Annotated in this window: 9 protein-coding genes; all 9 read right to left on the reverse strand. The window is 31.9% G+C overall.

All coding sequences use genetic code 11. The annotated features are described in order from the left end of the window. Positions 1 to 8 precede the first annotated feature (8 nt). The gene (locus H9W90_RS09800; RefSeq protein ID WP_187481423.1) at positions 9 to 1,055 is read right to left on the reverse strand and encodes an NAD(P)/FAD-dependent oxidoreductase; all 1,047 of its coding nucleotides are present in this window, start codon (positions 1,053 to 1,055) and stop codon (positions 9 to 11) included. Between the two features lie 183 nt (positions 1,056 to 1,238). Continuing rightward, positions 1,239 to 2,093, reverse strand: coding sequence for a type IX secretion system ring subunit PorN/GldN (porN, locus tag H9W90_RS09805; protein ID WP_187481424.1), 855 nt, complete (start codon positions 2,091 to 2,093; stop codon positions 1,239 to 1,241). 17 nt (positions 2,094 to 2,110) lie between these two features. Further along, positions 2,111 to 3,637, reverse strand: a complete 1,527-nt coding sequence (gene porM / locus H9W90_RS09810) for a type IX secretion system motor protein PorM/GldM (RefSeq protein WP_187481425.1) — start codon at positions 3,635 to 3,637, stop codon at positions 2,111 to 2,113. 46 nt (positions 3,638 to 3,683) lie between these two features. Then, a complete protein-coding gene (gene porL, locus H9W90_RS09815) occupies positions 3,684 to 4,319 on the reverse strand; it encodes a type IX secretion system motor protein PorL/GldL (RefSeq protein WP_187481426.1) in 636 nt (211 codons plus the stop codon). Positions 4,320 to 4,350: 31 nt separating this feature from the next. After that, positions 4,351 to 5,724: a T9SS ring complex lipoprotein PorK/GldK gene (porK, locus tag H9W90_RS09820; RefSeq protein WP_187481427.1), complete on the reverse strand. Its 1,374-nt coding sequence runs from the start codon at positions 5,722 to 5,724 to the stop codon at positions 4,351 to 4,353. A gap of 103 nt (positions 5,725 to 5,827) precedes the next feature. After that, positions 5,828 to 6,988 carry a formimidoylglutamase gene (locus tag H9W90_RS09825; RefSeq protein WP_187481428.1) on the reverse strand — a complete coding sequence of 387 codons (1,161 nt, stop codon included), beginning with the start codon at positions 6,986 to 6,988 and terminating at the stop codon, positions 5,828 to 5,830. Positions 6,989 to 7,024: 36 nt separating this feature from the next. Further along, positions 7,025 to 9,523, reverse strand: coding sequence for a type I DNA topoisomerase (gene topA / locus H9W90_RS09830; RefSeq protein WP_187481429.1), 2,499 nt, complete (start codon positions 9,521 to 9,523; stop codon positions 7,025 to 7,027). Positions 9,524 to 9,644: 121 nt separating this feature from the next. Further along, a complete protein-coding gene (bglX, locus tag H9W90_RS09835; protein ID WP_187481430.1) occupies positions 9,645 to 11,951 on the reverse strand; it encodes a beta-glucosidase BglX in 2,307 nt (768 codons plus the stop codon). A gap of 49 nt (positions 11,952 to 12,000) precedes the next feature. Further along, on the reverse strand, positions 12,001 to 13,491 hold the full coding sequence (glpK, locus tag H9W90_RS09840) for a glycerol kinase GlpK (RefSeq protein ID WP_187483969.1): 1,491 nt from the start codon (positions 13,489 to 13,491) through the stop codon (positions 12,001 to 12,003). Positions 13,492 to 13,539 lie beyond the last annotated feature (48 nt).

The following is a 13,539-nucleotide window of genomic DNA, read 5'->3' on the forward strand; positions in this document are numbered from 1 at the left end:
TTAAAAAACTATTTTTTATTAAACCTTGATATATCTGTTTCAAGGTTTAATTTTTCTTCATTTTCTAGATGATTAAAAAGCTCTTTGGCTACAGTTGGCCCAATCATAACTCCACGTGTTCCTAGACCGTTTAAAACTGTTAATTGCTTGTATTTAGGATGAACTCCAACTAACGGTCTTCTACCAGAAACTGTTGGTCTAATTCCTGCTGTTTGTTCCACAATTTTGTAGGGTACATTTATTACTTTTTTTAATTTTTCTACCAACTCTTCTTTTCCTTCTTCTGACGGATTAGAAGTTTTGTCTGTCCAATTAAAAGTGGCTCCTACTTTGTATAAATTGTCACCCAAAGGCAATACAAAAAGTGTCGATTTCAATAAGAAATCAATTTTTAATTCTGGTGCAAAAATAGTTATCAGTTCCCCTTTTACTTCATTAAGTGGTAGGTAATTAAAATAAGGATTATCTTTAATTCCGAAACCTTCGCAAAAAACAATTCTTGTTGCTTCTATACTTTTATATTTTACAGAACTTTCTTTGAATTCTATTTGTTGATGTTCGAAGTTTTCGAACCTAATTTTATTTTCTTTTTTTAAGTATTCTCTATAACTTTCTACTAACTTCTTTGTATCAATTCTTCCTGCTTCTTTTACATTTCCGAAACTAAAATCTGCAATAACTCCAGGATAATTTTGGTTGTCTAGTTTTGGATCTAAATAGTCTGTTAGTTTGGGTTTATCTAAAGCTTCAAACCAAATGTTTTGATCTTCAATAGACTTAAAAGCTTTTTTAATAACAAACTTCTCATCTATATTTATATTGAGTTTTTCTTCTATTCTATTATAAAAAGGGAGCGCTATTGCTAATTGTTCTTTAGCATTCCAAACGGGTGTAAATCTTTTTAATATAACAGGGTTATAGACTCCACCAGCTACTAAAGATGATGTTTGAGAATCGTCTTCGAAAACTATAAAGGTTTTATTATTTGCCATTAGTTCTTCTGCAAATGCTAAACCTGCTAATCCTAAACCAACAATAATGTAATCTACTTTCATAATTTAAAATACTTTTAAGATTTTTGTTTTGCCTATAGTTTGCAAACTAGTTTAGCCCTGATTGTAGCATTTGTTTGAGCTCTTTTTGAGGTACGAAAAAAAGCGAGTGCGAAAAGCAGGAAATAGCTTCAAACAAAAAACGCTTGCTTGCGCAAACGTTTTTATATAAGTTTTATGATGGAATTAATAGTTCCACATATCCATTTCTCTGTTTCTAATGTTTTCTTTAATCTTATTTGCTTCTAATAATTGAAATAAAGAATTTCCACGAACATAATCTGATATGGCTCTATTACCATAAATATTTTCTTCCCTAACAATTACAGAACTAAATCTTCTTGCATTTAATAAATGGTCGAAAGAAATTGGTTGTGAAGCATTTTTTGGATTGAATACTTTTGCGTCATGTAAAACATCTCTTGCTGATGGAAAAAACACCCAAAATAATTCATATAAATTATCATCCTCAACATTTTCTACTCCTAAAGACTGTACGTCTTTACCCATTGGTGCTAATGCTAACAATCTGTATTTTAATTCTCCTTGACGCTTATCGAAATACCACATACCTTTAATCATGTAACCTTCTACATCTTGTGTCTGAATTCTAAAAGTATCTGAATATCCACTTTCTTCTCTAACGTTTATTAAACGTGTATCGATTTCATCTTGTGTAATTTTAGATGTAAAGAAAGAGTCTGAATACGCTTCTTTTATTTTACCTTGTTTGATTCCTTTAATTAAAGTATCGAACAAAGATCTTCTGTCTGTAGAGATATTTGTAGTATCGATAGGAAAGTAATATGGTAAATTTATTTTCTGATTTAAATCTACAAATTCCCAAACAACTTTAGACCATAAAACGTCTCTGTCATCTACATAACCATATGGTAATGGGCCATCGTTATCTGCGGCTAATTGTTGCTCGTTTTTTTGCCCTATTTGATCAACTGTTTTTGAATTCAATAAATTTGCTTGTGCATTTATTGAACCACTTATCATTAAAGCGAAAAATAATATTAAACAATTTTTAAACATATTTTATTTTTTTACTTCTAGTTTGTTAACTCAATCGCAACAGGTAAAACTTTTTTAAGTTTTGTCCCATTAGCAGTAGCTTCAATACCATATATATTAATGATATCTCCTCTTCTAGCTTTCGATAATGCTTTTTTAGCAGCAGCATTTAATCTGCTTCCATTTACTATAATAGTTAATTGCCCAGGAACTTTAACTTTAAAACTAGTTACATTAATTTTTAAATCAAATTCAAAATCTGGAAGACCTGCAGCAATAGGTGCATTAGACAAACCTGATTTAGGCATTCTAACTGTACCAAATTGGTTACGAACAGATCCCATAGCAGCAGGAATATCTTTAATTCTAAAAGTTGCTTTAGAATTAACAGTTTTACCACTACTTAACTTTGCACTTACATTAATAGTTGCAATGTTTCCTGCACTTGGTCTTAAACTATATTTACCTCTACTTCCTGTTAATCTTCCTCCAGAAGCAGAAACATTTAAGTTATTATCTCCAACACCAGGTAAAGAAACAGAAATAGGGTTATCTAAACCTCTATAAACAACATTCATTTTATCTGCAGAAACAACTGCATTACTTGGTTCTGGAATAACAGAATAAGAACTCTCAAAAGGAACTTCTACAATCTCTCCATTTTGAGTAAATGCTATTTTACCTTTAATATCATGATTACCAACATTACCTGCAGGCATATCTATAATTACTTGTCCTGATTGTATGTTTTTATAATCTCTACCATTTAGAGTTACATTATCTGGAATCATAGTAGCGTCATAACGACCTAAAACTATTTTTCCTGTAACTTTTTCTCCTGCAAAATAGGCGTTCTTATCTAACGCTACAATTCCTTTATAATTGTTAAGAGATAAAGATTCTTCTAATTTACCACCTAATAAATCTGCAACAATATCTGCTTCTGTATTTTTAATATCAGCTTGCATTTGTGTTAAATTAGTTAAAGAAGCTACTAAAGGGAAACCTTTGTACCTATAATCTAACCAATTAATTGTCTTACCATCTCTATTAACTTCGTCTTCTGTATTAAACCTTTCTTTGATAATTGGTGCAAATTTAGAATCTGCTCCTAATACCGAAATTACATTTGTTCTGTAACCATTAATATTATCTAAAAACTCTTGACCTTCAGCAGTAATGCCATCACCTTTAAAGAAGTACTCATCTAAAAAAGCAGTCTTATCCATTGCTTCATAGTCAGTTTTATCTTCAATATCTGCAGTCATTTTAGATTTTAAATCAGCTAAATAAGCATAAAAATCTGATGAATATGCTTTTATCTTATCAGCTTGAACTTTTAAAGGTCCAAATTTTGCTGCTTGTTCTGAAGCTTTCGTTGCTAAATTAGCATATGCTTCATTATTTTTTTCTGTAGTAGATATATTATTCTCTACTAGTTTTTCGTTCATAAAACCAAAAGCAGATAACACTTCTTTACTCATATTCATTGCTAACATTGCAATAAAAACAAGGTACATTAAGTTTATCATCTTCTGTCTTGCGGACATTTTTCCTCCAGCCATTCTAATTAGTTTTTTAAGTTAGTAATCATTTTAATTGAACTAATTATTATTTAGACATTGCAGAAAGCATACCACCATAAACTCCGTTTAAAGAAGATAAGTTTTTTGCTAAAGACTCCATTTGTTCTTTTAGTTTTTCTGTATTTTCTACAACAGCACCATTTAATTCTGATTGCTTTGTTGTGTTTTCTACTTGAACTTTATATAAATTGTTTAATGTTTCCATTTGAACAGCTGCCATTGACACTTGTTCATTGTATTTATTAGTTGAAGAAATAGATTCTGATGCAGCAGATAATCCTTCTGCAGCTCCCTGAAAGTTTTTCATGCTATTTCCTAAACTAGCCATTAAAGAAGCATCTATATTTGCCTCTTGTAATAAATTATCTAATTTTTGAGACAATAAACCTTGAGCTCCAGCCTCTTCTCTTTCAGACTCAATACCATCTGCTCCTAATTCTGGATATACTTTAGACCAATCTAAATCATCTTCTGGTGTATCAAAAGCAGAAATAGCAAATACTAAGGCTTCAGTAACTAAACCAATTGTTAACATTATACCTCCTGTTAATGGACCAATAGAAAAGTGTTGAATTTTAAATAAAGCTCCTATGATTACAACGGCTGCTCCCATTCCATATACGAAGTTCATTGTTTTTTTGTAAGATCTTGACTGTGCCATAATATTATTTCTTTGATTAATTTTTTGTTAATTATTTGTTTGTTGTACCAATGTAGTTTTGTACGGTTCTAAAACCAATGTAACTTCTTGCTGTATCTGCGTATTCATAATCTCTAGAACCTACTTCTAAAAAGTATGCAACATCTTTCCAAGAACCTCCACGTATAATTTTTCTTTTATTTTTTCTATCTTCTACATTTGGGTTCATTGTTGAAGCCATATAGTAAGATGATAAGTTGTAAGCTGTATTTGTCCATTCTGAAACATTACCAGCCATGTTATACAATCCGTAGTCGTTTGCATTAAAAGATTTAGCTTCCATAGTATATAAAGCGCCATCTACTGCGTAATTTCCTCTTACTGGTTTAAAGTTTGCTAAAAAACATCCTCTATCACTAGTTGTACTTCCTGTTCCCCAAGGATATGTTGCAAATTCTAAACCACCTCTGGCTGCATACTCCCATTCTGCTTCTGTTGGCAATCTAAAATCCGGAACTGAAGTTGCGTTTTTTCTTCCTTTTAAATAATCATTTTTCTTTTTTGTTCTCCAGTTACAAAAAGCATTTGCTTGTCCCCAAGTAACACCAACTACAGGATAATCTCCATAAGATTGATGATAAAAATAATCTTGGTGCATTGGATCATTATAAGAATAATTAAAATCTTTTACCCAAGCAGTAGTATCTGGATAAATATTTAATACTTCCGTTTCTACAAAATCTTTTCTATTACCACCTTTTCTGGCTGCATTGTCTCTGTCGAACCAAGAATATCTGTATTTTAAGAATTTTGTATTAAAAGTTCTAACACCATCTACGGCTTCTTCTCTTGGAATAAAAAGTGAATCCATTACTTCTACATAATCGACATCTGGGAAATCTTCTTTTTTCCAGATAATTTCATTTTCCCAATTTAATGGTTTTATAGAATCGATTCCATCTCCTAAACTCCAATAGTTGTCGTACATGTATTTTTGATATGCATTTGCGTCTGTCGTATCAGCTACTGCAAAGGCGTATTCGTGAATTCCGCCAGACAAACCTGCTCCTGTAGGATCTGGAGTTGCACCCATAGCAACAAATTCTTGTTGGTATCCTAATCTTGTTCTTACAACTGAATCTCTAACCCAAAAAACAAATTCTTTGTATTCGTTATTTGTAATTTCAGTTTCGTCCATATAATATGGTCTAACTGTAACTGTTTTTGTAGGAGCATTCATTGTACCAATGATGTCTTGATCTTGTTTTCCCATGGTAAAAGAACCTCCAGGAATTAAAGCCATACCAAATGGTTTTTCTGAAAACCACTTTTTCTTGGCCTTTATACCCACTAATTCTCCTCTATCATTAGAGCCACAACTGTAAAAAACGGTTATTAAAAGTGCAAATATTGCTGCTTTCTTCATATGCTAAAATATCTTTACTAAAAAGTTCGTAAACCTATTATTTTTTTTGCTAAAAAACAATTACAAATTGCATTTTAACTTTCTCTTTTTTATTTTCTTTCAATTATACTAACTTTCTCATTGCTTTATACCACTTTTCTGGTATTATTTGCTTTGTTGCGTCTGTATAATCTTTATATGTACATGGTATTAACGCATGTCTTTTGTATTTATTATTTGATAAAATATTTATTTCTATCCACCATCTTCCAGATTTGTTACTTTTATAAAAAGTTATTGGATCATCATCTTCTAATAAAACTGTAAATTTCTGGTAATTTTCTTTACCGGAAAACGGATAATCTTTCACCCTAAAGTTGACACCTTCAATAAAGTACCAAATCATCTGTGCAATTAAATGAGCCGTTTGATGATTGTTATCATGTCTTGAATTGTACTCGTAAATACCAAAAGATGAAACTTTATCACTTATTCCTGCATATCTAGAAATTGCACAAATTTCTTCGCCATAAAAACCATTTGGGGAAGCATTGTTGTTTGCAGGAGCTTCACTTTGCCTAACTGCACCAATATCTATAGACACAATATCTGAATTTCTGAATGCCGGTTCTATATTTTCTAATTCTTTAGCTTTACCTAATCTATGTGCATCAAAAAACAAACTATCTAACAAATTTATCTCTTCTTGCGAATTAAAATAAGTTTGATAACCAACATTAGAATAATTAAACAAGTTATTTGGTTCTTGCATAATTATTTTACTTAAATAAGATTGGGAAGTTAACGGGTCGTCTAAATTCCCTAAATCGAACCTACTATCTACTGCTGTTATATTTACAGTTTGCTCTAAAGAATCGTATGCTCTATAGTTTACAAATGTAATATCTTGGCCACCTCCAATAATTACCGGAATTATATTTTTCTTTAACAAAGAGGTTGTTAATTCTCTAACAGCAAAGTACGTATCAGAAACTTCATTTCCTTTTTTTATATTCCCTAAATCGGCAATATTTGTGTTCCAATTTCCCGGAAATAATTGATATAATTTTTTTCTTATAAAATGCAGATTCTCACCACAACCAAAATTATCTTGAGAGTTTCTGTCTTCTTGAACCCCAAAAACAGCTATTTGAACATTATCTAGTTCAGGAAAACCTTCATTTTCTGTATGAATTCTAATTTTTTTACCCAAGCATAAATCTGATTGCAACACTAAATGTGCCACAACCGATTCTTTTACAGGGATTAAAAAGTCTTGGTTCATCAATTTTTTTTAATAGACATGCAATATAAGAAATCCCTACTTCTTTTTGCTGGTTTTTTTGGCTGCAGTTTTTCTTTTAGCTACTTTTTTCTTTGGCGTTTTTGCCTCTATCATCTTAACTGCTTCATCTTTAGAAAGTTTCTCAATTTCGGTGGTTTTAGGCAACTCAATTTTAATTTTTCCTTTTAGAACATTATACCTTCCCCAACGTGCTTTTTCCACGCGAATACCAACATCTTCCCAATTATGAATTACTTTATCGATCTCTTTCTGCTTCTTTACTTCAATTAACTCAATAATATCATCATCTGAAAGATTATCGAAATCGTATTTTTTATTTACGTTGATAAACATTCCGTTCCATTTTATAAATGGCCCAAAACGTCCAACTCCTTTTTGTACAGGCAAATCTTCATAATGATAAATTGGTGCATCTGCTTTTTGCTTTGCAACAATTAATTCTTCTGCTCTTGGCAAATCTACCTCCATTGGGTTTTCACCTTTATCTAAAGAAACAAACATGGTTCCGAATTTGATATAAGGCCCAAATCGTCCGTTAGAAACAATTACCTCTTCACCTTCATAAGTTCCTAACGTTTTAGGAAGCAAGAACAATTCTAATGCTTCTTCCATTGTTATGGTTCCTAAATTCTGGTCTTTATTCAAGCTTGCAAAAGACTTTTCTTCGTCTTCTGGCGCTCCAATTTGTGCAATTGGTCCGAATTTACCAAGTCTTACCAAAACTGTTTTTCCAGATTCTGGGTGTTTTCCTAAAATACGTTCTCCACTTTCTCTATCTGCATTTTCTTTTACATCTTCTACATTGTCGTGAAATTTGTGATAGAAACCTTTAATCATTTCTGTCCAATCTTCATTTCCTTCAGAAATATCATCAAAAGAATTTTCGACTTTAGCTGTAAAACCAAAATCTAAAATGTTTGAAAAATTAGCGACTAAAAAGTCGTTTACGATATTCCCAATATCTGTAGGAACTAATTTATTTTTATCGGAACCTGTCTTTTCTGTTAAAGTTTGTGTTTCCACATTTCCACCAGATAAAATTAATTGCTGATATTCTCTCTCTACACCTTCATTTGTTCCTTTTTCTACATAACCTCTTCTCTGTACTGTAGAAATTGTAGGTGCATACGTAGATGGTCTTCCAATTCCTAATTCTTCTAATTGTTTTACCAAAGATGCTTCTGTAAAACGATAAGGTGGACTCGTAAAACGCTGTGTTGCGTTTATAAAATTGTATTCTAAAGCTTCATTTACCTTTAAATTTGGTAACATTCCAGCTTGCTCTTCATCTTCATTATCATTTCCTTCTAAATACACTTTTAAGAAACCTTCAAACTTTATCATTTCACCATTTGCAGTAAAAATCTTTGAGTTTTCAGAATTCTCAATCTTCATATTTGTACGTTCCAATAAGGCATCGCTCATTTGTGAAGCTAAAGTTCGCTTCCAAATTAAATCATATAATCTTGTTTGGTCGTATTCTGTATCAATAGAATGCATTTTCATGTTTGTAGGTCTAATCGCTTCGTGCGCTTCTTGCGCTCCTTTAGATTTCGACTTAAAAACACGTTGTTTGCTATATTCTTTTCCGTAATAATTGCTAATTTCTTCTTCGGCCGCGTTTCTTGCATCTACAGATAAGTTTACACTATCTGTTCTCATATATGTAATTAAACCGGCTTCATACAAACGTTGTGCAACTTGCATAGTTTTACCTACTGGAAAACCTAATTTCCTAGAGGCCTCTTGTTGTAATGTTGAAGTTGTAAATGGTGCTGCTGGAGATTTCTTTGCTGGTTTTTTTGTTAAATCTACAATTGAAAAATCTGCTTTTGCACACGATTTTAAGAAATTTTCTGCTGCTTTTTTAGAATCGAAATTCTTTGGAATGGTTGCTTTAAAGGTTTTCCCTTCATTATTAGCAAATTCTGCAACTACCTTATAATGTGTTTCTGCTTTAAAGTCTTGAATGCTTCGTTCTCTTTCTACAATTAAACGCACTGCAACAGATTGTACTCTACCTGCAGATAAACCACCTTTAACTTTACGCCATAAAACTGGCGATAATTCATAACCAACAAGTCTGTCTAAAACTCTACGCGCTTGTTGTGCATTTACCATATTATAGTCGATATCTCTTGGATTTTCGACTGCTTTTAATATGGCGTTTTTTGTAATTTCATGAAAAACGATACGTTTTGTACTCTCGTCTTTTAAGTCTAATTGCTCTTTTAAATGCCAAGCAATTGCTTCTCCTTCTCGATCCTCATCACTCGCTAACCAAACAGTGTCTGCTTTTTTTGCTAATGATTTTAATTTTTTTACGACTGATTTTTTATCATCTGAAACAATGTATTTTGGACTAAAATCTCCATCTACATCTATTCCTAATTCTTTGGAAGGTAAGTCTGCAATGTGCCCATAACTCGATTCTACCTGAAAATCTTTTCCAAGAAACTTCTCGATGGTTTTTGCTTTTGCTGGTGACTCTACAATTACTAAATTCTTTGCCATGTATCTTTTTTTGTCGTAATTCTCGCAATCGAAACCGCGAGTTTTTGGACTGCAAAAGTATGTAGTTTTTTTTTATTAATTTTTTTTTGAAGCGTTTTTACTTCATTTTTTTATAGAATTTTTATTCTACAGTGATTTTTTGCATCATTTTTGTTGCTGAATTCCCTCCAACAAATAATAAAAATTCTCCTGCCTCTACTTCCCATTTTTTGTTTGAAGTATAAAACTGAAGCACTTCTTTATCAATTGTAAAAGAAACTGTTTTTGTTTCTTCTGCTTTCAAATTTATTTTCTGAAAACCTTTTAGTTCTTTTACAGGCCTTATTATACTGGCTACTAAATCTCTAATGTACAATTGTACAACTTCTTCTCCTGCAACTTTTCCTGTGTTTTTTACATCTACTGAAAGTGTGATTTTTCCATCATCTTTTATTGTTTCTTTATTTACTTTTAAATTATCATAAGAAAAAGAAGTATAGCTTAGTCCGAATCCAAAAGGATATAGTGCTGATTTTTTAGAATCGTCATAACCAGCATACGTAACATGAATATCACTATAAGGTCTTCCTGTATTTTTTTGATTATAATATAAAGGTACTTGCCCAACATTTCTTGGAAACGAAACAGGTAATTTTCCTGACGGATTATAATCTCCAAACAAAACATCTGCAATTGCATTACCAGATTCTGAACCCAAATGCCAAGTAACTAGAATCCCTGGTAAAATTTCACTTACATGAGAAATATCCATGGGTCTTCCGTTTGATAAAACCAGAACAATATTTTTATTCACTTCATAAACAGCCTCTAACAATTCGTTCTGCAACCCTGCAAAACCAATGTTTGTATAACTTCTTCCTTCCCCTGATTGATATGCATCTTCACCAATTGCTAAAAAAACGATTTCTGCTTTCTTTGCAGCCGCAACTGCTTTTGCAATTCCAGATCTATCTTCTGTATTCATTTTTAGAGGAATCATAAACTGATTATCGCCAGGTTTTACAGTTGGTATTGTTAATTCTACTCCTTTTTCGTAATATATTTTTGTGTTTTTATCAACTTTTGCTTTTACACCTTCTAATAAAGAAACTGCAGAATTATAAGTTGCTTTTGCTCGCCAATTTCCTAAAGGTTGATTTTTATCATCTGCAAAAGGACCAATAACAGCAATGCTTTTTACGTTTTTAGAAATTGGTAAAATATTATTTTCATTCTTAAGTAAAACAATAGATTTTTTTGCGACATCTCTTGCAATTGCTAAATGTTCTTTTGTATAAATTTCGTTTTTCTCTCTTTCTTCATCACAATATTTAAAAGGATTATCAAACAAACCTAATTGAAACTTTACTCTTAAAATTCTTCTAACAGCATCGTCTAAATTTGCTAAAGAAACTTTATTCTCTTCCAATAAACTCGCCAAATGAGCTCCATAAGAATGCGATTCCATATCCATATCACTTCCTGCATTTAGAGCAATAATTGCAGCTTCTTTTTTATCTTTTGCAAAACCATGATCAACCAATTCTCCAATAGAACCCCAATCTGAAACAATAAAACCATTCCAGTTCCAACCTTCTTTTAAAATATCTCTTTGTAAAATTTTATGACCTGTTGCAGGGATTCCATCAATATCATTAAATGCATTCATAAAAGTTGCAACTCCTGCTTTTGCAGCGGCTTTAAATGGAGGTAAAATTGTGTTATGTAATTCATTTTCGCCAATATTTACAGCACTGTATTCCCTACCAGCTTCAGCAAAACCATAACCTGCAAAATGTTTTGCACAAGCTGCAATCGTATTTTTATTTGATAAATCTTCACCTTGAAAACCCTTAATTCTTGCAACTCCAATTACAGCATTTAAATACGGATCTTCTCCTCCACCTTCCATAACTCTACCCCATCTTGCATCTCTTGCAACATCTAACATTGGTGCAAAAGTCCAGTTTAAACCAGAAGCTGCTGCTTCTTTTGCAGCAATTTTAGCAGATTGTTTCATAATTTCTAAATCCCAACTTGCACTTTCTCCTAAAGGAATTGGAAACATTGTTTTAAAACCATGAATTACATCGTAACCAAAAATTAATGGAATTTTTATGCGCGATTGCATTGCCAATTCTTGTGCTTCGCGAACTTCTTCTACTGTAGCAACATTTAAAAGTGAACCAACCAAACCTTTTTTAATTTTGCTTGCTTTCTCTTTGTTTCCTTTAGAAGATTCTGGCCCTGTTAAATCTCCACCTGAAGCATATTGCACCAGTTGTCCAATTTTCTCTTCCAAATTCATTAATGCTAAAACAGAATCTACTTTCTGTTCTATATTTTCATCTAAATTTGAGTTTGTCATTGTCTTTTTAGAGTCTTTACAATTAAAAAAAACAGCAATAAAGATTAAAGCAGTTATAAAAAGTGATTTCGATTTTCTCATAGTATTTATTTAGTACAAATATATAAAAGTGGTTTATAGAAAATTTTAGTTATTTAGCCCAATATTCTAAAGCTGCAATTGCTTTATACCAACCTTTAATATTCTCCTCTATTTTTTCTCTTTTTCTTGATGGTTTAAAAGTTTCATCTATTTGCCAGATTTTTTGAATTTCTTCTTCACTTTCCCAAAAACCAACTGCTAAACCAGCTAAAAAAGCGGCACCCATTGCTGTAGTTTCTACTATTTTTGGTCTAATTGTTTTTGTGTTTAAAACATCTGCTTGAAATTGCATTAAAGTATTATTAACTGTTGCTCCACCATCAACTCTTAATTCTTTAATTGTAGTTTCTGCATCTGCTTCCATCGCTTTTAAAATATCCATAGATTGGTATGCAATCGCATCTATAGTTGCTCTTGCAATATGCGCATCTGTTGTTCCTCTTGTAATTCCAAAAATAGTTCCTTGCGCTTTCTGATTCCAATGTGGTGCTCCTAAACCAGCAAAAGCTGGTACAAAATAAACACCATCTGAATCTTCAACAGATTTTGCCAATGCTTCTACTTCAGAAGAATCTCTAATAATTTTTAACCCATCTCTTAACCATTGTACAGCTGCACCTGCAATAAAAACACTTCCTTCAAAAGCGTAGGTGGTTTTTCCGTTGATTTTCCAAGCAACTGTAGTTAATAAATTGTTTTTTGAAACAATTGGTTTGTCGCCAATATTCATCAACATAAAACAACCTGTTCCATAGGTGTTTTTAACCATACCTTTTTTGGTGCACATTTGTCCAAAAAGCGCTGCTTGTTGGTCTCCTGCAATTCCTGCTATAGGAATATTGCAATCAAAAAAAGAGGACTTTGTATGTCCGTAAATTTCGCTGGATTGTTTTACTTCTGGTAACATCGATTTAGGGATGGTGAATAATTCTAACAATTCATCGTCCCAAGACATGGTATATATATTGAATAACAAAGTTCTAGAAGCGTTTGAAACATCTGTAATATGTTTTTGTTTTTTTGAAAAATTCCAAACCAACCAAGAATCGATAGTTCCTAATAATAATTCTCCATTTTTTGCTTTTTCTTTTGCGCCTTCAACATTATCTAGAATCCATTTTACTTTTGTTCCAGAAAAATAAGAATCGATAACCAAGCCTGTTTTCTCTTTAATTATTTCAGATTTTCCTGCTGCTTTTAATTCATCACAATAATCAGCTGTTCTTTTATCTTGCCAAACAATTGCATTATATATTGGTTTTCCTGTGTTTTTATCCCAGACAACAACAGTTTCACGCTGATTTGTAATTCCGATTGCAGCAATTTCTTCCATTTCTATACTTTTCATAGCAATAGCTTCTGCTGCAACACCTGCTTGTGTAGACCAAATTTCTAAAGCATCGTGTTCTACCCAACTTGGTTTTGGAAAAATCTGTGTAAATTCTTTTTGAGCAATAGATTTTATGTTTCCTTTTTTATCAAAAACAATCGCTCTAGAACTTGTAGTTCCTTGATCTAATGCTAAAATGTATTTTTTCATTGTGATGCTGCTTTTCAGAAACTCAAATCTATAAAAATCATTTCTTTG

The sequence above is a fragment of the Polaribacter pectinis genome (genome assembly GCF_014352875.1).
Taxonomy (GTDB): Bacteria; Bacteroidota; Bacteroidia; order Flavobacteriales; family Flavobacteriaceae; genus Polaribacter; species Polaribacter pectinis.